The sequence below is a fragment of the Opitutaceae bacterium TAV5 genome (assembly GCA_000242935.3).
Classification (GTDB): Bacteria; Verrucomicrobiota; Verrucomicrobiia; order Opitutales; family Opitutaceae; genus Geminisphaera.
On the sequence record CP007053.1, the window covers coordinates 941091 to 966443 of the forward strand.

Annotated in this window: 11 protein-coding genes; 9 read left to right on the plus strand and 2 right to left on the minus strand. The window is 64.6% G+C overall.

Annotated elements, in window-relative coordinates; translation table 11 throughout:
• Window positions 1-13 precede the first annotated feature (13 nt).
• The 9 genes from OPIT5_04695 (at window position 14) to OPIT5_04735 (ending at window position 23125) form a co-directional block, all read left to right on the plus strand.
• Window positions 14-11680: a hypothetical protein gene (locus OPIT5_04695; GenBank protein AHF94079.1), complete on the plus strand. Its 11667-nt coding sequence runs from the start codon at window positions 14-16 to the stop codon at window positions 11678-11680.
• 100 nt (window positions 11681-11780) lie between these two features.
• Complete coding sequence (locus tag OPIT5_04700; GenBank protein ID AHF89637.1) at window positions 11781-12149, plus strand: hypothetical protein; 369 nt, start codon at window positions 11781-11783, stop codon at window positions 12147-12149.
• Between the two features lie 37 nt (window positions 12150-12186).
• Window positions 12187-13638 carry a hypothetical protein gene (locus tag OPIT5_04705; GenBank protein ID AHF89638.1) on the plus strand — a complete coding sequence of 484 codons (1452 nt, stop codon included), beginning with the start codon at window positions 12187-12189 and terminating at the stop codon, window positions 13636-13638.
• Between the two features lie 70 nt (window positions 13639-13708).
• Complete coding sequence (locus OPIT5_04710; protein ID AHF94080.1) at window positions 13709-16789, plus strand: hypothetical protein; 3081 nt, start codon at window positions 13709-13711, stop codon at window positions 16787-16789.
• Entirely contained in the window at window positions 16786-18216 is a 1431-nt protein-coding gene (locus tag OPIT5_04715; protein AHF89639.1) for a glycosyl transferase, read from the plus strand. The genes OPIT5_04710 and OPIT5_04715 overlap by 4 nt, the downstream gene beginning before the upstream one ends.
• A 114-nt stretch (window positions 18217-18330) precedes the next feature.
• Entirely contained in the window at window positions 18331-20199 is a 1869-nt protein-coding gene (locus OPIT5_04720; GenBank protein ID AHF94081.1) for a hypothetical protein, read from the plus strand.
• Window positions 20196-21008, plus strand: coding sequence for a methyltransferase (locus OPIT5_04725; GenBank protein ID AHF89640.1), 813 nt, complete (start codon window positions 20196-20198; stop codon window positions 21006-21008). The genes OPIT5_04720 and OPIT5_04725 overlap by 4 nt, the downstream gene beginning before the upstream one ends.
• Window positions 21009-21027: 19 nt before the next feature.
• Window positions 21028-21318 (plus strand): hypothetical protein, encoded by a 291-nt coding sequence (locus OPIT5_04730; GenBank protein ID AHF94082.1) that lies wholly within the window; start codon window positions 21028-21030, stop codon window positions 21316-21318.
• 475 nt (window positions 21319-21793) lie between these two features.
• Window positions 21794-23125 (plus strand): hypothetical protein, encoded by a 1332-nt coding sequence (locus tag OPIT5_04735; GenBank protein ID AHF94083.1) that lies wholly within the window; start codon window positions 21794-21796, stop codon window positions 23123-23125.
• A gap of 185 nt (window positions 23126-23310) precedes the next feature.
• Here the strand turns inward: OPIT5_04735 and OPIT5_04740 are convergent, their stop codons facing one another.
• Together OPIT5_04740 and OPIT5_04745 are read right to left on the minus strand one after the other, a co-directional pair.
• A complete protein-coding gene (locus tag OPIT5_04740) occupies window positions 23311-24411 on the minus strand; it encodes an oxidoreductase (protein ID AHF89641.1) in 1101 nt (366 codons plus the stop codon).
• Between the two features lie 137 nt (window positions 24412-24548).
• Window positions 24549-25286, minus strand: a complete 738-nt coding sequence (locus tag OPIT5_04745; GenBank protein ID AHF89642.1) for a xylose isomerase — start codon at window positions 25284-25286, stop codon at window positions 24549-24551.
• Window positions 25287-25353 lie beyond the last annotated feature (67 nt).

The following is a 25353-nucleotide window of genomic DNA, read 5'->3' on the forward strand; positions in this document are numbered from 1 at the left end:
ACCTCCGGTTCCCATGATGAACACAACGTCCCTCCCATTCGTCTTCCGTCGGGCCATCCGTCGTCTCCTTGCCGGCAGCACGGGAATTGCCCTGGCCGTTGTTTTTTCGGGTCTTGCCGCTCTTGCACCGGTCCGGGCCGCGGATACCTGGACGCTGACCCTGGCCGTCTCCGACACGCAGGGCAACAGCGGCGGCGGGACGACCTCCATCACCAGCCCCGCGTCCCTCAACCCGGCCGCGATTCCCTCCGGCACGGCCGTGACCATCAAGGCCGTGCCCGCCAGCGGCTACAGTTTCATCCGCTGGGAAACGGAACCCGCCAACGTCCTCACCGCCCCTTATTCGCTGGAAGCCACCGCCTACATGACGCAGAATATCAGGGCGACGGCGATCTTCGCTCCCGGCACCCTCCAGCTCAAGCTCGGCACCTCGCCGGCCCGGCTCGGCGGCACGGCCACCGGCGGAGGCTACTACGAGGAAGGCAGTTCGGCGTCCATCGCCGCCACCCCTAATCCCGGCTTCCGGTTCGATCGCTGGGAAGTCAAGTCCGGCACGGTCGCGTTTGCGGGCAACGATCCGACCCGGGCCAACACGATCGTCGTGCTGGGCAGTACGCCGGTTAACAATACATGGGAACTCGTGGCCATGTTCGAGCAGACCACCACCGAGGACGATCGCCTCACTCTGGAAGTCCCCGATGGAGGCGGCACCGCCACCGCCACCCCCACCTTCAGCGGTTACCGCACACTCACCGCCACGCCCGATGCCAGCGATTCCGACCGGTTCCCCCTCAACACGCCCTCCATCGAGCTGCTCGCGACACCTGCCGAAGGCTACCGGTTCGTCAAATGGGAAGGGGTAGCGACCAATCCCGGTCTCGAACGCACCACCCTCATCCTCACCGGCAACGTCACCGTGCGCGCCATCTTTGAACCCGATTCCTTTTCCTTCACGCTGGCGATGGTCAATGAAGATGGCGGCGCCGACGTCGGCTCCAGCAAGGTTTCCGGCGGCAACGGGGCCATCAGCGTCTCCATCCCTCCCGTCTCCTCTGCCAGGGTCGACTTCCCCATGGACAGCGTCATCACTCTCACCGCCGTCCCCGACAGCTCCCGGGTTTTCCGGCGCTGGATCACCACCGGCATCGATTCCCCTGCGGGCAATCCCGGCATCTTCACCATGGGCCCGCGACCGGCAAAGGTCACGGCGGTGTTTGCCCGCAAGGCCGACCTGACGGTCAACCTGGGCGTCGATACCGGCGGCACCGGAGGCAACGCCTCGGCCACGGTGACCGGCAGTTTCACCGACCCCGCGAACGACGCAACCGTCACCATCAACCGGACCGCCACCCCCGGCCAGCCGGTCGTTGTCACCCCGGTCCTGAAAGACACCCCGCTCACGTTCATCCCGGACGGCGGCACCAACTTCCGGTTTGTCAGGTGGACGGGCGACATCTCCGACGCCCAGGCCACGAGCAATCCGCTCGCGCTGACCCTGACAGAATCGAAGACCCTCACGGCCGGCTTCGAGCGCATCCGGTCGGACCTCACCGTCACCATCTCGCCCGCCGCCGCGGCCACCGCCGGCGCCAGAGTAATCAATGCCGACACCTCCGCCGACCTCACCGGCGCCACCAACCATCCCGTCAACGCCATCCTCGCCCTCAAACCGGCCGGCGCCACCTCGGCCGAAACCGCCTGGATCTTCGATCACTGGGAAGGCGATCTCACCGGCACGGCCGATCCGGCGTCCATCACCCTCCCGACCGACAGGACCGTCACCGCCGTCTTCAGGCAGCAGCACGTCCTCACCCTGAAAACCGATCCGATATATCAGGGAAACTTTACCGTCTCCACTGGCAGCCTTTCTTACGACAGTGGCAGCGGCACCTGGACGGGCATCTACGCCGGAGGGACAACGGTCACCATCACCGTCGCGCCCGTCGACAGTCGCGGCTTCTCCGGCTGGACAGGCGACACCGCCGGCCTCTCTGCCGTCCAGCTCGCAACCAATCCACTGACCGTCACCATGGATCGCAGCCGCACCCTCATTGCGACGATTGACACCGCTGCCCGGTTCAGGATCGCGGTGATGCCGGACCGGCGGGAAACGATGACTCCGGTCGTGCTGCCGGACAGCGAAGCCGACAAGATCCGGATTTCCGGCCACTTCTCGATCGGCGGCAGGGCTTACGGCTACATACGCCCGTTCCCCGATGCGCCGGCCACGGTTGACGTCGCCTATGCGAGCACAAGCGGCAGCGTCGCCCTGTCCGCCCCCGAACTGGTGACGGACAGCAACGACGTCGTCTGGCAATTCGTTTCCTGGGCCACCGGCATCAACGAGTGGGATGCTGTGCCTCAACCCTGGGGCCGGAGCCATACCCTCAATACGGCCGACCTCGGAGGCTCGGCCAACATTCTCGCGCTCTACACCGACAAACGCGCGCTCCGCCCCACCGTCACCCTCGACGGCTTCACCTCCACCGCCGTCAATATCAAGGCCGACTCCGCCGTCCTGACCACCGGCGCGGAGAAAAAATACACCTGGAACCAGACAGCGGCGCTCGAGGCGTATCCACAGACTGGAGTCGTCTTCTCGTCCTGGGGCGGCGAGGCCCAGCCGGATGCGGTCGACCGCACCCGGGCCCTCACCACGATGAACGTCGACCGCACCAACGTCATCGCCCGCTACAAGACCGCCATCCCCGTCACGCTCGACATCGTCGTCGAGGGCGGCAGCGCCACGCCCTCGCAGTTTGCCGCCTACCTCACCGCCACGTTGCCGGGAGAAGAGACCGAGCCCGTCAGCGCATCCCTGCCCCGGATTTTCCAGGTCGGCAAGGGCGACACGATCACCTTCGCCGCCACGGCCTCCACCGTGACCCTCGACGCGGGCCTCTACCGCTTCAAGGGATGGGACACCGACGGAGACGGTGCCGTCGACCAGACCGGCGCCAGCCTCTCCCGGATCGCCGACGCCGCCCAGACCATCAGGGCGGTCTTCGTCCGCACCTGGACGCTCGAAACCCTGACCGATCCGGCCGGCGCAGGCAGCATCACCCGCACGCCCGCGAGCACCGTTTACGATCACGGCGCCACCGTCATCCTTACCGCCAACAACGGCACCGGCTATGTCTTCGACCACTGGAGCGAGACCTCGGCCGGCTCCTTCACCGGCGGCTACCAGGACGGCACCTCCGCCACCGACCAGACCATCCACATCGTCATGGTCGCCGACCAGTCGCTGACCGCGCATTACGAATCCGCCAAAAACGCGCTCTCCGTCAACGTCAACGTCAACGGCACGCTCAATCCCCCCGCCCATACGGGCAACCTGCCTTTCATCGCGGACGGCACTCCGCTGACCGCTCCCGGCAGCAAGACCTACAACTACGGCGAACACGCCAACATCACCGCCACCGTACCCGCCGCCGGCGGCGAATACCGGTTTGCCGGGTGGAATCCTCCCGCCAGCCAGGGGACGAACAACCCGATCGTGGTCGAGATGCTCGGTGCGCAAGCCGCCACCGCCCATTACAAGACCCGCTGCCTCGTCACCTTTTCCGTCGAGACCGTCGGCGGAGGCACCGGCGGCGCGCCCTCGGTCACCGGCCATACCGCCATGGTGGGCAGTTCGTGGGCCTGCTATCACGGAGACTCCATCACCCTGACGGCCAATCCTGCCTCCGGCTACCGCTTCCTGCGCTGGGAAATCGATACCGACGGCAATCCCGCCACGATCGAGATCACCGACATCCGTCCCGCCTTTACCGGCACCATCACCGCCGACTGGCAGGTGAAGGCCGTGTACGCGAAGGAATATACCCTCACCTTCGCCACCAATCCCGCCGGAGGGGCCGGCGGCACCGTCAACAAACCCGCCACCTACGTCGCGTATCATGGAGAAAAAATCACCGACGTGATCGCCTCGCCCAGGATCGACTACGACTGGTACTTCACGAAATGGAGCGTATCCCCCGACGCCATGGATCTGGCGGAGCCTTCCCCGTCCGGTACCGACAATACGGATACCAACCCGCTGTCGTTCGTCGTCAACGACAGTCATGTGATCACCGCCAATTTCAGCCGGGCCGGCCAGGAACGCACCCTGACCCTCAACATCCGCCTCGATGGCGTGGACAATCCCGCGGGCTGCCCGCTCACCGTGCTTGCCGACGGCTCCTCCGTCGCAGGACACACCGACCCGACCCGCCTTCCGGGCGGCGGCACCAAACTCTATTACCGGGGCGACCAGCCCCGGCTCGACGCCACCCCCGCCGATGCCGCCGGCGCCTCCCTCGCCGCCGACTACGACTTCGTCGGCTGGGGAGACAGCGCCTCCGCCAATCCCGTGCGCACCTTGTCCGCCGTGCTCGGCGACACGCCTGTCACCGCGATTTACCGGACCAAGGCCGTGCTCTACATGCAGGTCCAGCCTGCCGGGGTGGCGACCACCACGCCCGTGCCGCCCGACGGCACCCCGTACGCGACGTACCTCGGCGAAAACGTCACCCTCTCGGCCACTCCGGTCGCCGCGCATATCGACGATTACGCCTTCGAGAAGTGGACCTCCCTTCCGGCCGCCTCGCCGCCGAATCCGGTCAACCACTACAACTCCGTCATCAACATCAACGCCAAGGAACGCACGGCCATCGCCCACTTCAAGCCAGGCTGCCGCCTGGAAGTGAAGGCGAAATACGAAACCACTCCCCGCCCGGACGACACCCGGACCTATGGAATCGCCAGCGGCACCCGCACCACCGCCGCCGTCGGCGCCGGCAACAGCGCCGCGATCCGCAGCCCGTTTTCCGGCGAGCCGGACAGCGCGATCAAGACCGTCATCATCGACGAAGGCACAGGCAAGGCCTCCGCCCGCATCGTCGCGGTGCCCGCCAGCCCCGCCTTCCGCTTCGTGCGCTGGGATATCGACGACAACAACGACGGCGTCATCGACCGGACTCTTTCCGCCGCCAGCGGTGACATCGTCATGGACAGCGCCATCGGGCGCAACGTCACCGCATACGCCATCTTCGAGAAAACGACCGTGACGCTCACCGTGCACACCGTGCCCGCGGGCATTCCGGAAAAGGTGGATGGCACGGCCGATACCGCATCGACCGGCTCTCCCGTCAACATCACGGCGGAGCCCAAGACTTACCGTTACTTTTACGGCGACACCGCCAATCTCCAGGCGATCGACAACTCGGACGGAGCCTACGCCTTCGGCGGCTGGTATCGCGGTGAAGGATACTCCGCGCTCGCGAACGACTTCATCTCGTCCAGCCTGGTGACGGGCTACGGCCCGCTGCGGTCCGACGCGGTCGTGACGGCGGTCTTCTGGCCCGGAGGCAAGTACCGCATCATCCTGTTCCTCGAACCGAAGGATCGCAAAATCGACATTCATAATCTCTCGGCGCTCGGGACGTTCACGCTGACCTACATGAAGATCGACGGCCGGGACGCCTGCGTCGTCGGCTTCACGGACGGGCTTTCTTCCGGCGCCATCACTCCGCCCGCCGAAGCGTGGGTGCACCGGGGCGACACGGACGATGCTGCCCCCTCCCTGTCCGGCTGGACTTCGGCCGGCATGCAGAAAAACGGGCCGCTGCCGATCGATACGGCTCCCGCGTTTATCATCCCCCTCCGCGCCGCCCAGTCGGTGACCGGCTGGAATAACGAAACCAACGAACCCGAAGTGCGCGCATTCCTCTGGTGGGAAATGGCCCCGGAATCAGAGCAATACGATCACCTGCTGTTCGACCGGACCAAGCATGACCAGGCCTACTTTGTCTGTCCGGAACTCGATACCATGGACCCGGCGAAAACCCCGCGCATCATCGCCCGGTACGAACCGCCCGGAGGCGCGGCCATCAAGCTGGAAGCCGATTTCGTCGACGAAGCGGCGGACTTCATCAAGCCGGGCGCAGGCGCCGGCTGGATCCAGGGAACGATCCACGGCACCTCCATGATCAAGGGCGAATACCTGCTCTATGTATCGGAAGACAAACACGGAGACTGGACCGACAAGATTTCCCTCGGCATGCAGGAGCAGTTCATTCCCGACGCCGCCTTCACCGCCGGCCCGCTGAAAATTGTCTCCTGGGACTACGATCCCGATACCCGCGACGGCATCGACAACCGGCAGACCAACCTGCCCGGGCCGGAAGGCTTCACCATGCTCGACCCTCTCCAGTCGGGACAGGAGCAGCTCGCCGTGGCGCATCTCGATGTCGAGACCTGGACGGTCTCCATTCTCAAACCCCATTTCCAGACGCCTCCCGGCTGGCCCCAGCCGGTGTTTTCCGGCACCGCCGGCTTCAATCTCGACAGTATTGATTACAACCATACGGGCAACAAGATCGACGACTACTACCAGTCCGTGGAAGTCTCCCCCGTGACGGACCCGGCCACGACGCTGGCCGAACGCCGTTTCGTCAAGGGCTCTTCTGCTCCCGGCCTCCATACGTCGTCCACCAGCGGCGACTACATCTTCGCCGGATGGGACACCGCGGGCGGCACCACGCCCAACCTCTCCGTCAATGCGTTCTCCTGGTCCGGCGGCACGGCCTCGTGGCCGGGCGGTGCGTGGCCCGCCACCATGACCGGCGACCGCCAGGTCCGCCCCATCTACACCATCCGGCATCCGCTGACCCTGAGTATCACCCCGGTGGATTCCACCGACAAACACCACTTCTACCTGGAAACCTCCCCCTATGGCATCGAAGTGCCCGATCCCGAAGACGGCGCCACCAGCAAGACCAAATCCTATGCCCAGGGCAGTCGGTTCACCCTGAAGGCCAGCTCCACCGATCCCTATCATGTGATCAAAAGCTGGATCATCCGGAAAGACGTCAACGGCGACGGCACCTACAGCGAGGAGACCGTGATCGTCGCGGACAACGGCACCGGCAACCTCCCCGGCGAAAAGACTCACGAACTCACGCTCGATTATCCCGCGAGGTCGGAAGTCGTCTTCGGCTGGCAACAGTTCGAGGTCAGGCTCGACGTGGCCAACAGCAAGGATGGCAACCGCCACGGCGACGTGAAGCTCGACGGCGTCCTGCTCACGCCTCGCGCCGACCTGCCCAAGGGCAAGGTCGTCGATTACGGCACCACGCTCGACATCCAGGCGATCGCCGACGCCGGCTACATCTTCAAGGGCTGGACACCGGATAACGACAACGGCCCCGCCAATCCCGGCCAGGCCGCCACGACGGTTTTTGTCAATGCCGCCAAGACCCTCACCGCGCACTTCGAGCGCAAGGTGACGCTCGTCCTCGCCACCGATCCGGCCGGGCTGCCAGCCAACGTGATCTCGCCCGAGGCCGGTTCCTGGGATGAGTTGCCGGCCGGCACCCTCCTCACCGACGGAGTCATCGTGAGCGGCATCAAGGCGCTTGACCGCACCGGCTACGATTTCTCGCACTGGACGATTGTCGACGGCCACAACCCCGATCCGGCCCACCCGCGCACCGTCGCGTCGGCCGCGCTCGGCGACCTCGAACTCTACGGCGACGCCGGCGCGAAGATAACCGTCACCGCGCACTACGCCCGGCTGCATAACCTGACGATCAACGCGCAGGGCCCCGATGCCGACGGCGCGGAAGAAAGCAGGGTCGCGGCCAGCCCGAGCCCCTCGATCGACGGCCAGGCCATGGTCGCCGTCGCCAACAGCAATCCTTCGGTGACCGGCCAGTACCGCGAATACCTCGAAGGCGAAAGCCACACCCCTCCGCGGACGATCACGCTCACGCCTTCCGCGGGCACGCACTACGAGTTCGACCGTTGGGAGATCACCCGGGGCGGCACACCGCTCACACTGACGCCGGCAGCGGGCACCCACGCGGTGACGCTGCCCTCGTTCACGGCCGACGTCGTGGCCACGGCCTTCTTCAAAAAGAAAAACTACACCATCACGGTCGCGGCCTGGAAGGCGGCCAACGTACCCCTGCCGCCCGGTTCCGACGGCAGCATTGCCTCCGTGCTCCGCTCCACGGCCCCCGTCACGCAAAACTTCCCGCTCGACGGCGCCTCCGGCAGCATCTCCGTGCCTTACAAGAGCGAGGTCGCGCTGACCACCAGCCCGGCCTCCCGCTTCAGTTTCGACAAGTGGACCGACTCCGGCAGCAACGACCTGGGCAGCGACATCCGGAACCCGTCCGGCTACGTTTTCCGGGTGACGGGCGACCGCACGGTGCGCGCCGAATTCGTCCGTGAGGAGTATCAGCTCACCACCGCCGTCGCTCCCGATGCCAGCTATGGCGCCATCACGGCGAGCGTCCCGCGTGGCGGCAACCCGAGCTGGCACGTCGCCGACACCGCGGTCACGCTGACGGCGGTGCCCTCCGTGGTCACCCCCGGTGTCACCAGCTACCTCTTCCGGGAATGGACAACCACCCGCAACGGCGTCGCCGAAGCCCCCGGTGCGCCCGCCAGCGCCACGCTGGAGCTGAAGATGGACGCCGACTGGACGGCCACCGCCCGCTTCGTCAAGGCCGTGCGCATCAAGGTGGACGTGAACGCCATCTCGGCCGTTCCCGGCACGCCCGGCGGCTCCATCACCGGCATCACCGGCTACAAACACCAGGACGCGGACGGATATTACGTCTTTGCCGAAGGCGACCCGGTGACGATCACGGCCGCGGCCAACGAACACTTCACCTTCAGCGAATGGACCGGCGCGCCCGGCGATGCCGTCCGGACCGATACCGGAAGCCCGGCCACTCACTCGAAACTCGAGTTCACCGCCTCGGCCGACACCGAAATCACAGCCAATTTCACGGCGAAGACCTACACGCTCGTCGTGACCTCCGATCCTGCCGCTGCCGCCCGGACGCTGGTCGCACACCAGCCACTCGAACCCGATCACGATTTCCTGTCCCAGGGCCAGGAACTTTCCCGCCAGTATCCGCAGGCGATCACCCTCGCCACCTCGGCTGTCGGGGCGACTGCCGGCGATCCTCCGCCGCACTACCGTTTCCTTTCCTGGCGCGAGGGGAATTCCGCCCTTGGGACGTCGCCGACCCTGCCCTTCATCTTTAACCGCAACGCCAGCCTCCGGGCCGTGTTTACCCGGCAGATCGAAATCCGGGTCAACGAATCCCTGGACATTACCCGCAGCCCGGAAGTAGCCGGCCAGGGAGGCTCCGCGACCCTGTCCACCAGCGGCGGGCAGGGACCGTTTTCAGGAGTCGGTGAGTATCGTCTGGATGTGCCGGATACGCTCCGGATCACCGTCACTCCCGCGACCGGCTACGAATTCGCCGAGTGGCGCGGACTCCCCGCAGGCGCCACGGTCGATCCGGCCACCGGCGCGGTATCCCTGCCACTGACCGAAGCCCTCGCCGGTGCGGGTGACCTGGAAATCACCCCGTGCTTCCGTCTCAAGCTGTATGCCCTGACCACCTCCGTATGGGATGCCTGGAGCCAGACGGCGTCCACCTTGTACGCCTCGGTCGGGATCTCGCCCTCTCCCCATCAGGGCAACCGTTATTACCACGGCACGGCCATCACCGCGAAACTCACGGCGCTGGCTTCCGGTTACCGTTTCCTTGGCTGGGACCTGAACGGCGATCTCGCGCCCGAGATCACGGACGACGGCACGGGCACGCATACCTTCGTCATCACGGGACCGGTAACGGTGCGGGCGGTCGTCCACCGCACGTACACCCTGACGCTTCAGAACGATCCTTCCGATGGCTCCCGGGGCCAGGCGTGCGTGGTCAGTCCTCTGCCCGTTTCGAGCACTTCACCCGTTTCACCGCCCGTGGCGCCTTCGGTTTCGGTGTACGATGCCGGCACTGCAGTCAGGCTGCTGGCCGAACCGGCCGGCGGTGCGGAATTCATCGGATGGGCCGGCAATGTTTCCAATCCGAGGTCCGCCGACACGACGGTGGAGATGACGGCCAACCAGTCGATCACGGCCCGCTTCGGCACGCGTGTCTATCATGACCTGACGGTCAATGTCGCGGCTCCGTCCACGGCGGGCACCGTCAAGGTCAACGAAGGCGCCACCGGAGCGTTTGTCGTGGGCGGCGCCGGCCCTGCCAGCGGAACCGGCAGCTATCCCCACGGGGAAATCGTCAGCCTGCTGGCCGAACCGGTGTCGGCAGACTACGAGTTCAGCCACTGGAGCGGCGATGCCCTCACGGGCGCCTCGTCCATCGCCTCCAACCGGATCGAGATGAATGCGTCCCGGTCGGTCACGGCCCACTTCCGGCGTGCGCGCCATGAGCTCACCGTGCTGGTGCAGCCGGGGGGTGCCGGTGCCGTCACTCCTTCCGGAGGCACATACGACCACGGCACCGTCGTCACCCTCACCGCCAATTCCAATCCCGGCTACACCTTCCTCGGATGGGATACCGACGGCGACAACGCCCCCGACAACACGAATGCCACGCTGCCTCTCACCATGGACCAGGACCGCACCGTGGCCGCGCTCTTCACGTCCACCTCGCCGACCGGCAGCGTCCGCGTGATCGTCCTGCCGACCTCTTCCGCGGCCACCTGGACGATCGCTCCCTCTGCCGAACCGGGTGAAGACGGCGTGCAGGTCATCACCCTCAGGCCCACCTCCGGCTACGGCTTCAGCGGATGGGGGCCGGGCGCCGATTCCAGCGACCTTTACGGCAAGTACCGGGATACGGACGGCAGCCAGATCGCCCGCATCCTCGTGGAAGGCAACAAGACGGTTGTCGCCAATCTCTTCCGCCAGCAGGTCACGCTGGTTACCGACGTGTTGCCGACCGGCAAGGGGATAGTTGCGCCCGGAGATGGCAGTTACAACACGGGCACGCAGCTCGATATCAATGCGACCGTGACCGACGGCACCGACTGGTCCTTCCTCGAGTGGCGAGGCGATCCCGCCTGGGGTCCGGGCAGCGGCCCGACCTCCAATCCCGGCAAGATCGTTCTCAACGCGGACACCTATGTCCGGGCCGTCTTCCGGGAAAATCCCAAGACATTCCGCGTCACCGTGGGCTTCGACGAGCTCACGGTCGGGCTGCCCGGCGACAGGGCGTGGCTGGGCAACGACAGCTTCGTCACCCTCGGCTCGGCCGCCATCCTCCAGGATTACCTGCCGGAAGGAACCCCGGTCGACATCCAGGCCACGGTGGAGGACCCCTTCCTGTACCGTTTCGTGCGCTGGACCGGCGTTCCCGATCACCTGATCAGGAACACCGGTGGCGGATACACCCTGCTGGTCAACGAAGCGGTCAACCCGCGCGCCCTGATCCTCCCGATCAATCCCCTCCTCGTCACCCGCGCGATGACCGAGGGTGAGGAGGAGGAGGAGTCGGCCGGCTCCGGCGGGCCGCTCTACGAGTGCGCCGCCGGCAAGATCGACCAGGGAGGCATCTGCGACCTCAACGAAAAGAGAGCAGTGTATGCCTGGCCCAGACCCGGCTGGAAGGTCGTCGCCAGCAGCTGGAACCTGAGCGTGACCAGCGAGGGCGGCTCGTCCTCCATCGTCCATGACGAAGCCCCTCCCGAGAAGGAAGGAGCCGTCGGCATCTACGTCCGCCTCGGCACGGAGGTCAGCTACCTCACCGTCCGGTTCGTGAAGGAAGACGCCGAACGGAAATACTACTATCACATCGAGGGCAGCCGCTATCAGCTCGATGATGCCCGGTCACCCGGCGTCAATCACTACATCAGCGAGGAGAAGGACAAATGAAAGCCGCTTCCGTCTCCCTCTGCCCTGAAACGGAATCCCGGACCGGTCACCGTCGGTGCCGCGGCATTCCCCTTTCCGCGAAAGGAGATTGCCCGGTTCGATGAAGCTGCCGTTTGTAGATCCCCGCACGATCGACTGCGCCCTCCTGCTGATCGGCCTGCTCATTGCCCTGGCCACGATCTTTCTCCAGTGGTCGCATTTCAAAAAGCAGCATCCGTTGCGTTCCGGCGCATCGGAGGGCGAGATCAGCGCGTATCGCCGCTGGCGCACCCTCTACTGGCGGGAGGTCAGGGCATCTTTCTTCCTGGCCCTGGTCTCCCTGCTGATGATCGGAGCCACGTTCGGCCTTCACAAGGAAGGCAACCTCGTCTCGTTCACATCCATCATCTTCTGGACCGGCATGTTTTTCTACAACCTCTGGGTCGCCCAGTGGCTTGCCTGGCGCATCACCACCAAGCGCCGCCGGTAGGCGCTCCGGATTCCCTCCTCCGATCCCTCTTCAAATCATGCACCGCATCCTCCGTCTCCTCGCTCCGGCTCTCTGCCTTCTGGTCTCCGGCCCCTGGTCTCCGGCCCCGGCCTCGCCGGCGACTGCCGCTCCCCGCGCCCCCGGACCGCTCTACCATTCCGACCAGCTCGTGCTCTCCAAGGAACAGGTCGCCGGCGTCCTGCTCACGGATGACTTCATCTATACCGTCACCCTCGAGGCCCGTCGCGATCTCGACGATATCCTGCTGACGGAAGAGCTTCCCGAAGGCGTCACCCTGGTCTCCGCGGAGCCGGCCCCCGGGCAGGTCTCCGGCCGCATCCTCTGCTGGCGCATCCCCCGGCTGGCCGCAGCCGCGAAACACACCGTCACCCTCACCGTCAACCTCGAGGACGAAGGCTCGTTCGTCACCAAAACCCGGGCCATCCCCGATCCCATGGCCACGCTTCCGCTCGCCGCCGGCCTCCCGAAACTCGAGATCGTCAAGACCGGTCCCGAATTCGCCGAGTATGGGTCCGATTTTACCTTCGACATCACGGTCCGCAACACCGGCAACGCCGTCGCCCGCAACGTGTGGATCACCGAAATCCCGCCGCCGGCCCTGAGCATGGGCAATTTCATCCCCGAACTGGGTGACATCCCCGCCGGCCACTCACGCAACGTGACCATCCTCGCCCGCGCACAGAACAAGGGCTCCCATACCAACCTCGCCCGGGCCTTCCAGGATGCCAACCCGGTCCCGGCCGAAAGCAGCGCCACCGTCAAGGTCGTCGAATCCCGGCTCGGCCTCTCGCAGACAGGCCCCTCCGTGGCGTGGATTTCCCGCCCCGCCCGCTGGACGACCACCGTCCGCAACGACGGCGAATGTCCGGTGAACGATATCGTCATCCGCCATCCCCTCCCCTACGGCCTGCGCCCGACCGACGATCTGTCCCTGTCCACGCCCGCGGGCTCCACCTGGCAGGTGGGCACGCTGCATCCCGGCCAGTCGCGTTCGTTCGACCTCATGCTCACCTCCGACGCCCCCCGCAAGGCCACCGGCCGGGCCACCGTCACGGGTGTCGCCGTCACCGGCAGAACCCTGGATGCCGAGGCCTCCGTAACGACCGTCTGGGAAGCGGCGCCCGGAGTGCTCGCCACCATCACCGATACGACCGACCCTGTCCGTATCGGAAACTCCACGACATACATGATTGTCATCACCAACCAGGCGGATCTGCGCGCCATCTCTCCCCGGCTGAAGCTCTCGCTTTCCGAACATCTCCGGCCGGTGCAGGTCATCGGACGGAAAGCCGACATTGCCGGACAGACGGTCGATTTCGGCGAAATTGCCCTCGACCCGCACGGGCGGGCCGAACTCCGGGTAATCGCCAGCGGCGTCCGGCCGGGCACAGGCAAGGCCACCCTCGGCATGGAAGCGGATTTTCTCGGCACCCCGATCGTCAAGGAGGAGTCCACCCATGTTTATTGAAACTGCCCGCCGGAGACTCGCGTCCCTGGCATTGGCCGCCGGAGCGGTCTCCCTCCCGGCAGCCACATGGATGGCACCGGGAACAGAAGACTGGACAAATCCGGCCAGCTGGGACGGCGGCGCCGCGCCCGGACCGTGGGATGTCGCCGAAATCCTGAACGGAGGCACGTCGCGTATCGGCAACGATGTTACGGCCGTGGCCGGAGCTCTGGATATCGGCGCCGGAGCGTCCGGCAGCGGAGCCGTCGTCATTTCCGGCGCCAACGCCCGCCTGGAAGTACAATGGGAGACAAGGCTCGGCGGCGGCGGAGGAACCGGCCTGATCGATGTCTCCGGAGGCGGCGTCGCTTCCCTGGCCAGCCTCCATGCCGGACCGGGAGGGACGAGCATCCTGCGAATCGGCGGCGCCGGATCGCAGGTGAACGCCGGCGCGGTCAATCTGGAAACGGTGGCGGATATCACCGTCCGGGATGAAGGCGCCATGTCCGTTTCCGGAGAATTCGGAATGCACGGGGGAGGCTCCCTCCTCGTTCACGGCGCGGGATCGGTCCTGCGCACGGGCGAATTTGCATACGCCCTTGGCCCCGGGGGCACACCTGCCGGGGAGGCTGCGGTCAGGGTCGCCGACGGCGGCACGCTCGCTCTGGCCGGCGGAGCAGGCGGCGCGGTCGGCGGGATTCGCATCGGCGAGACTGGCGGCAAACACACCGATGCCACGCTGCTCCTCGTCGAGGGTGAAAACTCCCGCATTGCCATCGGCAGGGACGAATCCTCTCCGCTGGGCAGCCACTATTCGCTCCGGCTTTATCAGGGCGTAACCCGCATCGCCGGCGGCGGCGGCATTACGGCCAAGGCAGATGAGGGTGTCTATGCCGGAGGTATCGACGTTCTCGGGTCGGCCCGGTTTTTCGTGGACGGCACGGGATCGTTTGCCGATGTCGGCAACCTGAGTGTCGGCGACCATGCGATAGCGAGAATCTCCGGCGGCGCCTCGCTCCGGAGCTGGACCTATGGCAGCATCTATGGAAACGGTCGTGTCGAGATAACGGATACCGGGACGCTCTTTTCTTCCGACGGCCTGGTGATGCAGGGAGGCGAGCTGGTGCTTTCCGGCGGCGCCGGCATGAATACGGGCCTCGACGGCGGCACGGGGACCCGTGGCATCCACATCGGCACGCTGGCCGGACCGGTCGCCCGCGCCAGGGCCGAGGGCGCCGGCACATTATGGGAAAGCGTCGGCCCCGTGCATGTCGGCAAGGATGGCGGCGAAGGCATCCTGGAAATCAGCGACGGCGCCAGGGTCGTCTTCGGCCAGGATGACTCCCTTTCTCCGGACCGCAGCTTTTTCTCGGCGGGAGCCAGCGGTACCGGGCGGGTCGACATCTCGGGCGGCGGGGTGCTGGAAACGGTCGGCACAGCCTCCCTCGGCGGAATCGGGAACCGGCAAAGCATCGAAGGGACGCAAGGCGCCCTGACGGTTTCCGGAGACAAATCGGAATGGCGCCATGCCGGCGGCCTCTACATCAACCGGTACAGCAGCCTTGCCGTCGAATCGGGTGGCACGGCCACGATCAGCGGCGGGATTCGCGTCAACTTCGATGATACGGGCGATACGCGCGGCCGCATTGCCGTTCGAGGAGCCGGTTCCCGCCTGACCGTCGGCAGCATCAGTCTGGACGGCGCCGGGCTGGATATGGATGTCACGGACGGCGGACGGCTCGCCGTCGACACCTCTCTCGGCATGCACGGCGAAAGTTCCCTCTCGGTCCGCGGAGCGGGCAGCACGCTGACGGCGGATACCGTCACCGCCGCAGGGCGGCTTCTGGAGATCCGTGCCGGAGCCACGGCGGAGCTGCGCGAGCTGACGGTTGCCGGACACCTCGTCGTCGATGGCGCCGGCACCCGGCTGGATCTGCTGGGCCCCGCCGAAACGAGTGCCAACCGCAGCTACCTGATAATCTCCAACGAGGGCGCACGGGCCGATGGCGAGGCCGCCACCGCCGTTTTCTCCGGAGGCGCCCGCGTCTCCAGCGCCGACCGGCAACAGTACGTCCCTTACGTCATCGCCGTGCCCGGCATCGGCACCGAGGCTCACCTGATCGGCAGCTATCGTGCCGCCGCCTGGATCGGAGCCGGCGCGGACAAGGACAACCCCGCCAGCCTCCTCGTCACCGGCGCCGGCACCTCATGGACACACGAGGGAAGCCTTTATCTGCGCGGCCAGTCCGAAGTCACCGTTTCCGGTGGCGCGACGGTCGAGGTCTCGCATGGCACCTTCGTCGCCACCGAGTCCTTCCATAACGAGGCCGCCTCCGTCGAAACCTCGAACAACGTCCTGACCGTCGACGCCGGTTCCCGGCTCAGGACGGCCTGGGTTGCGCTCGGTTCCGGCAATGCGAACGTGGTGCTCCGCGGCACCCTCGAGGCGGGCAGCATCTTCAGGACGGCCACCGCCGCCGACGATATCGAGGGCAACCTGGGGAAACGGACCGTGCTTTTCGACGGAGCCACTTTCCGCGTGACGGCCGATGGCTGGCGGCTCGGCGACGGCGCCACTCCGGGAGAAACCTTCGGCAACGACATCCTCTACGGCCGGAATTTCCATTCCCGCATCAACGTCAACGGATTTGCCCACGGCGAACTGGTGCTCGCGGACGGAGGTCTCGTCATCGACACCTCGGAGATGGCCGCCATCGGCGAGGAGGTGAGCATCAGCGCCACCTTCACCGGCAACGGCGGTCTCGTCAAAACCGGCGAGGGGGCGCTCCGGCTCGTCAATGGCAAGAGCAGCCGGACAGTCCGGCATCACGACTTTACGGGAGGGATCACCGTGCGGGAAGGTCTGCTCGGCCTGAGCGACGCCTCCATGGACCCCGCCACCGTGATCACGCTCTTCAGCGGCGCCACGCTCGAACTGGATTTCGAGGGCATCATGACCGTCGCCGCGCTTGTCGTGGACGGCCAGTCCCTGGCTGGCGGACTCTGGGATGCGTACAACCTGAGCGACTACATTACGGGGACCGGGCAGCTTCTGGTCAGCCCCATCCCCGAACCAGGCTCGTGGGCCGCTTTCGGCGGCTGCCTGTGCCTGCTCTTCGCGCTGGCTCGTCGTCTCCGCCGGCCAGCCGCACCGGAGGTGCCTGGCCGATGAACGGGAGCCTTCGCGAACATTTTGACTGGGTCGCCGGGCATGACGGGAAAGCGCGCAAGCGGCAAACCGGCTTCCACCGGCAGCTGGCCCGGTGGTTCCGCTTCCAGATTCCCGAAAAGAGCCGGGTACTGGAATGGGGATGCGGAAGCGGCGAATTGTTGCGCGCGCTCGCACCCGCCCGCGGACTCGGCGTCGATCTGAGCCCGCGCAAGATCGGGAAGGCCCGACGTTCCACCGCGCCGGATGGCGCCGGCCCCTGCTGCGAGTTTCGCACCGGCGATGTGATGGAGGATGTGATCGAGGAAAAATTCGACCATATTGTCATGGATTATCTGGCGGGATATGTACCCGATATCCAGAGAGCCCTGGAGAATGTCCGGCACTCCGCCCATCCGCGCACCCGGCTCTATATCACGACGCTGAATACACCGTGGAAATACGTGCTCGGGTGGGGAGAACGGATCGGCTGGGTCATGAAACAGCCACCGAGCAACTGGCTGTCGAGCCAGGATATCGTCAATCTGCTCGAACTGGCAGGATGGGAGGTTGTATGCACTCACCAATTACAGCTCTGGCCTTTCGAGACGCCGGTGCTGGGCACACTTCTGAACCGGTTCGCCGCCCGGATGCCCCTGCTGCGGCATTGCTGCATGACCCTGGCTTTCGTGGCCCGACCGAGGGCGTCGCCGCCACAGGAGGAAGCAATCTCCTGCTCGGTCGTCATCCCCGCCCGCAACGAGGCCGGAAATATCCGGCCGGCTCTCGAACGGGTGCCGGTCCTGGGCCGCCGCACGGAGATCATCTTCGTTGAAGGCGGGAGCACCGATGACACCTGGGAAACGATCCTGAAGGAAATCGCCCTCTATGCCGGCCCTCATTGCGTGCGCGCCATTCGCCAGCCCGGAAAGGGAAAATGGGATGCCGTCCGGACCGGTTTCGCCGCAGCCCGCGGCGAGGTGCTGGTCATCCAGGATGCGGACCTGACGGCGCCTCCCGAAGACCTGCCCAAGTTTTACGAGACGGTGGCCGGAGGCCTCGCCGAATTTGCCAACGGATGCCGCCTGGTCTACCCGATGGAGTCGCGGGCCATGCGCCTGCTCAATTTTGCCGGGAACAAGTTTTTTGCCTCCGCCCTGTCCTGGGTTCTGGGGCAGCCGGTCAAGGACAGCCTGTGCGGCACCAAAATGATCCGGCGCGACGATTACGAGCGTCTGCTCGGGCGCATTTCCTCTTTCGGGGATTTCGACCCGTTCGGCGATTTCAACCTCATTTACGGCGCGGCGCTGCTCAACCTGCGCATCCGCGACATCCCCGTGCGCTACCGGGACCGGACTTACGGCGACACCAATATCTCCCGCTTCTCGCACGGCTGGATGCTGCTCAAAATGACCTGGTTCGGGCTATGCCATATCCGGTTCCACAAATGACCCCTTCCGTACCTTGCCCGCCAATGCCGGAACTGCTGTCGCACCATGAGCAACGATAACCGACCGACAACCGGACCAGATTCCGTCCATGCTCCCGGAACGTCCCGCACCCCGGTGTTTGTCTGCGCGGGCATCCTGATCCTGGCGGTCGCCACCTGCTGGTGGAACAGCCTGTCGGCTCCGTTCATCTTCGACGATATCCGGGCCATTCTGAAAAACGACAGCATCCGCAAACTGTGGCCCCTGACGGATGTGCTCAATCCGGTGCAGGAGTCCAACGGCGTGCAGGGCAGACCGCTCGTGAACCTGTCACTTGCCCTGAACTACGCTGCCGGCGGAGATCATGACACGCGCCCGTATCACGCCACCAACATGCTGTTCCAGGCCGGATGCGCGCTGCTGCTGTTCGGCTGCGTACGCCGGACGCTGCTGCTGCCCTCCATGCGGGAGAAGTACGGCCAAGGGTCCGTGCCGCTGGCCTTTTCGGTCGCCCTGCTCTGGGCGATCCACCCGCTGCAAACCGAATCGGTGACCTGCATCATCCAGCGCACGGAACTGATCGTGAGCTTCTTTTTTCTGGGGATGCTTTATTGTTTCACAAGAGGCCAGGATTCCCCCCATCGCGGTTTCTGGCTCGCGCTTTCCTGGTGCGCCTGCGTCCTCGGGGTGGCCAGCAAGGAAGTGATGATCACGGCTCCGGTGGTCGTGCTGCTGTACGACCGCGCCTTCGTCGCCGGTTCGTTCGGCGAGGTCTGGAGACGCCGCCGGTTTCTTTACGCCGGTTATCTGGCAACCTGGATTCTGCTGACGGTTCTCATGCTGGACAACGGAGGCCGGGCCGGCGCGGCCGGTTTCGGGCTGGGCGTGTCGTGGTGGGAATCCCTGCTGACCCAGGCCTGGGCTATCGTCCGGTATCTCCGGCTCTGCTTCTGGCCACATCCGCTCGTCCTCGACTACGGTTCTTTCACCATCCGCTCGGCATCCGCGGTTGCCGGGCAGGGGATTCTCATGCTGGCCCTGCTCGGATCGACGGCGTGGGCCCTGGTGAAGCATCCGAAACCGGGCTTTGTCGCCGCGTCGTTTTTTGTCATCCTCGCCCCCAGTTCGAGCGTCGTGCCGCTGGTGACCCAGATGGTCGCGGAGCACCGCATGCACCTGCCGCTGGCCTGCGTGGTGGTGCTGGTTGTGTTCGGGTTGTTCGAGACAGGCGTGCGTCGCGGGCTGCTCGTTCCGGTGTCGCTGGCCGCGCTCCTGCTTGGCACGACGACCGTGGCCCGCAACCGCGACTACCTGTCCGAGGAGACCCTGTGGCGCAAAAATATCGCGGCGTTCCCTTCGTCTGCCCGCGCCCGCACCTGGCTCGGTTCTGTTTTGTCACGGGAAAAGCGTTACGAGGAGGCCGCGCTTCTTTTCCGGGAAACGATCTTGCAGGATCCCCGTTCCCAAACGTCAGCCTATGCGGGACTGGCGAAATGCTACTCCGAACTCGGACGGGAAGAAGACGCCATGCGCGTGCTTCAGGAGTTGATTTCCAGAGGAATGGCGGACGCCTCTGCCTGGCGCGTGCAGGGTGATCTTTACAGGAAGCGCGGCGACCTGCCGCGGGCCGTCGAGGCATTCCGCAAAGCCGTGGAAATGGATCCGAAAACGCCGGCGTTGTTCATTCTGTATTTCCAGGCGTTGCTCGATGCCGGCATGTGGACAGAGGCGGAGGAGATCTGCCGGTTGCTGGAAAAACATGCCCCTGACGATACCCGGACCTTTCTCCTGAAGGGAAAACTGTCACTGACCCGCGGAGACAACGGTGAGGCGCTGGAACAGTTGCAGAAGGCCCTGGAACTGACGGAACGGCCGGTGCGCGAGCATTACGAGGCGCTGGCCCAGGCGTGCCGCGCGCTGCAACGCCACGATGAGGCGGAAAGGTACGAACGACTGGCGGAGACCGTTTCGCCGTCAGCGGAAGGAGGCCCGGACGGACAATGAGCAGGAATCCCGGGAAATCATCGGGCGCGGGCGCGCCGTCAATTCCGGCTGCGCAGCACAACATTGAAATCATGCGCAATCGCGAGGCCTGGCAGAGAAAGCCGGCCTTGCGGGCGGCATACGGAGATTTCTATCGCCTGATCGCCTCGGCGATCGACCGGGAGATTCCGGGCATGATCGTCGAACTGGGCTCCGGCATGGGAAACATCAAAAACCGGATACCGGACTGCATCACTACGGACATCTTCCCCAACCCGTGGCTGGACAGACAGGAAAATGCCTACCGCCTGTCTTTCGCGTCCGGCAGCGTCGCGACGCTGGTCCTGTTTGATGTGTGGCACCATCTGCGTTATCCGGGGACGGCACTGGCCGAATTTCACCGCGTGCTGGCGCCCGGCGGTCGCGTCATCCTGTTCGAACCGGCGATAAGCTGGCTGGGAAGGCTCGTTTACGGACTGGCGCATCACGAACCCGTGGCATTGAACGAACCGGTGACCTGGGAAGCGCCCGAAGGATTTTCTCCGGAAAAGATCGACTACTTTGCCGCCCAGGGAGCAGCCACGCGCATGTTCTGGTGGAAAACGCACGCGGACCGTCTTGCCGGATGGAAAACCGTCCGCGTGCAGCCTCTGGCATCGTTTGCCTACCTTGCCACCGGAGGATTTTCGAAACGCCAGATCGGAAACCTGCACCTGTACCGGTTCCTGAAAGCGGCGGATCGCATTCTCGCGTGCGCCCCCCGCCTGCTGGCCACCCGTCTTCTCGTTATCCTGGAGAAAAACCGGGACGACCCACCTGCAAATCCGTAATTCCGATAGCCGTCATACCATGAAAAACTGCCGATCCCTGCTGTTCCTCCTCTTCATTCCCTGCCTGGTGCTCGCTGCGCGCGATTCCGCGGTCTCTTCGGGCCATATCGCCAGGATCGAGAAGAACCTGAACTACATCGAACAGGAATTTCGCAACAACGCCCGCGTGTCTTCCGTGGAGCTCAGGATGTCCGCCGACAAGGAGCTGCTTCTCTCCCTGGCGCACGAGGTGCTGGCCCTGCGCAAGGAGACGGATGCCCTCCGTATCGAACTCGACGTGTTGAAAAAAGAGAACGAAAAGAATAAATGAGCACTGCAAATACGCTATGGCGGATGCACCATGCCGATACGCACGCGCGGAGCTTCGGGGCAAGTCGCCGGAAGCCGCGGTAACCGGATCGCGTCCCCGGCCGGGTCTCCCGCAAGGAGATACTCCTCACACAGAGTCTGCAATCACACGTGAATATCGACAACTCGGGGAACCCTGTCCTTCCGCTTGTTTATCGGCCCGAAATCGATGGCCTGCGAGCTATCGCAGTGCTGGCGGTCGTTTGCCATCACGCCAATCTTTCCTGTCCGGGAGGCTTCGTCGGGGTCGATGTGTTTTTTGTCCTTTCCGGTTTTCTGGTTACAGCCATCCGCTCCGTCGACCGCGTACGCTTCGCAGGCTCCTTCCAGCGGGACTTCTGGGCAGCCTTGTCCTGTCGGTCGTACTGTTACCACATTACAACCGGTTCACTTTTTACATGCTGCCGACAAGAGCATGGGAATTGCTTTGCGGAGCCTTGCTTGCGGCGCTCCCGGCAAACCTGTTTCCGGTCCATCGCGGCATCCGGGAAGTCTTTTCCCTGCTGGGGCTGGCCGGGATACTGATTCCCGTCTGGCTGTATTCGAAAGACGTCCCTTTCCCGGGTTTTCTGGCGGTTCCTCCCTGCCTCGGGGCTACGGCTTTTATCTGGAGCAATACTTGCCCGCCCGGCCGCAACCTGCAGCCGACCCTGCCGGGTAAGCTGCTCTCCCTGCGACCGATGGTTTTTGTCGGGTTGATCTCGTATTCCCTCTATCTGTGGCATTGGCCGCTTGTCGTGCTTCAACAATACGGGGCGCCGTCGATCAGCCATCTGTCGGTGCTTGCAAGATCGGGGCTGGTCGCGGTCGCCGCCTGGATTGCCGTGATATCGTGGCTATATATAGAAACACCCTTCCGCAAACGACAGATCGCGAAGACGCAAAAAGGGATCTTCCTGGTTGCCGGCGCGGCGATCGCCTCGATCGTGCTGGCGAGCGGATTCAGTATGAAGGCAAACGGTCTTCGCCTGTCCGAAGCGGCCAAGCTGGTGCGCTTGAACGAAATCGCCTCGGAAGACCGCAACAGGCTGCCGGATACCACCGACGACGATATTGTCGCCGGGCGTCTGCATCGTTTCGGGACTGTCGGATCCGGTAATCCCGTACGGTTGCTGGCCTGGGGCGACAGTCATGCAAAACACACGATCGCGGCATTGGACTTTTTTTGCCGAGAGGCAGGCATGGCCGGCGAAGCGGCTCTGGCCGACGGCACGCCCCCCCTCATCGGAGTGCCGGTCAAGGGATCGTTTCTCGGAGACAAGTCCGCCGACTGGGCCGAAGCCGTGATCCGCCACATTGAAAAAAAGAACATCACCCGCGTGATGCTGATCGCGCGGTGGAGTTACTATGAGGAGAAAGATCCCGTACGCCTGGAGGCAGCCTTGCACGAGACCATCCGGCGACTGGACGAGATCGGCTGCAAGGTCTTGATATTGCTGTGCACTCCCGACCTGAATGCGTCGGCTCCGCAAATGCTCGTCCGCAAGTACCGCACAGGGGAAGACAACCTGACATTCCGCCAAACCGGAGAAGAGCACCTCCGGAAAAACACCATTATCTATCGGCTCTCCGGGCAACGCCTGCCCTCCCTGTTCGTCGACCCTGCTCCGTTACTTATGGAAGCGGATACGGGGCGGTACCGCGCCGCGCTCGACGGAGTCGCCCTTTATTACGATAACACGCATCTTACAGTCCGCGGCGCCAGGCACGTGTTGCTTCCCCTGTTTCGCGAAGTCATGCCAGCCTGGCTGGGCGACTCCCGGCAGTAGATGATTTCAAGCCGGCTTGCGCCTCCCTAAGCTCTGTGTCAGGGTCTTGCGCTCTCCGCGCAATTCCCGATCGGGAGAATCGACCGGCTTGTCTCCGCAAAAAAACCGCGGCGCCTTCGAGGCCGCCGCGGTTCTGATTTCGTCCAGGAGCAGAAACGGAATTACGCGATGCTATCCGTAGCCGATTATTTGATACGCACTTCTTTCCCGGTTTTCGCCGAGAGGTAGATCGCGTCGAGGATCTTCTGGACCGCGAGCGATTCCTCGGGCTTCACGTACGGGTCGGCCTTGCCGAGCAGGCAGTCGATGAAGTGCACCATGCGGTTGGCGCTCACCAGGCTGGCCGAGGTGGTCACCAGTTCGGTCACATAACCGGTCGGCGCCGTGCGGAACATTTGCAGCGGCGGGAACAGGATGCCGGCGTCGGTGCCGAAAAGCTGCGTGCCGTTGAAATCCGGGAACGGCTGGTGCGCCGCCCAGGAGGCTTCCAGCAGCACGGTGCGGCCGCTGCGCAGCTTGATCAGCGCCACGGACAGGTCATCCACATCGAAGGGCTGGCCCGGGGTGATCTCGCCCTTGCCCCAGTTGCCGCCGCCGAGGCCGCGCGGGCCGAACTTGGCATAGGTCTGACCGCTGACGGCCGCCGCGTCGAACTCGCCCATGAGGTACAGGCAGCGGTCGAGCGCATGCACGCCGATGTCATAGGTGGCGCCGCCAGCCGCGAACTTTTTCTGCGTGAACCAGGAACCGATGCGCGGGATGCCCGTGCGGCGGGTCCAGGCGGTCTTCGCATGGTAAACGTCGCCGAGCACGCCTTTCGCGATGAGACCCTTGGCCGTCTGCACCTCGGGGGTGAAACGGTTGTTCTGGCCGACCATGAAGAGCACTTTCTGCTTCTTCGCCTCGGCCACGAGCTTCGCGGCGTCGGCGGCGTTGGTCGCCATCGGCTTGTCGAGCATCACGTGCTTGCCCGCGCGGAGGGCGGCGAGCGAAACGGGCGCGTGCAGGTAGTTGGGCAGTGCGATCGAGAAGATGTCGATGTCGGGGCGGGAGAGGAGCACCTTGTAATCGGTGACGACTTCCGGGATACCGAACTTGTCGGCGGCTTCCTTGCCGCGTTCGGGCGAGACTTCGGCAATCGCCACGACGTTGGCCGCCGGGTGTTGCTTGAAGGAATTGATGTGATCGAGACCGATCGCGCCGGCGCCGATCACGGCGACGTTGAACGAATCCTTGCCGGACAGTTTTGCGGGTTTGGATGATTTGGTCCTGGTAGATTTAGCCATGGTGGATGGGTAGAAGTTTGAAATTTGAAACCAGAAGTCTGAAGTTGGCAGTTTGTAATTGGAAATTAGTGACAGAGGGCTGGTCATCCGGACCAATTCCCAATTACCAATTTCCAACTACACCCGGCGCAGCCGGGTCAGGCCTTGCCCCACTTCTTGAGCTGCTCGAACGAGAGGCGGACGGATTCGATCGGGGCGTGATTGTATTTTTCAACCTCGACGACATACCATTCGACCGAGCCGATGCTTTCCGCGGCCGCGAACACGGCCTGGAAATCGACCGGGCCGCCGCCGATTTCCTTGTCGTCCTTGATGTGGAGCAGCTTGATGCGGCGTCCCTGTTCGCGGATGAATTGCGCCGGATCCTTTTTCCCGGTGTGGACCCAGAACACGTCGGCCTGGCAAAGCAGGTTGCGCGGGGAGGCGGCATCGAGCAGCCAGTCGAAACCGCGACGGCCGGCCAGTTCCACGAGTTCGAAGGCGTGGTTGTGGTAATGGAATTCGAGACCGTAGCCGCGAAGTTTTTCACCGATTTCGTTGAGCTCCTCGCCGATCTGGGCGCAGGCGTCGGGGCTGATGAAGAGGCTGCGCGGGGAGGACGGGCAGATGACGTGTTTCGTGCCGAGCAGGTGAGCTTCGGCGGCGACCTTGGTGAGATCGGCGCGGAGCGCGCCGAGGCCGACGTGCTGGCCGGAGACCTTCAGACCCGCGGCGGCGATGGCCTTGGCGGCTCCGTCGGCATCGAGGTTTCCGTAGCCGGCGGTCTCGACGCCGGCGAAACCGATTTCGGCGACCTTGGCCATGGTGGCCGCAAAGTCATCTTTGGTCAGGTCGCGCAGCGACCAGAGCTGGAGAGAAACAGGGATCTTGCTCATTGGTATTCAGGAACGGAGTGACAAAGCCGCTTATCATACCCGAATCCGCGTCTTTCCTGGATGGAGA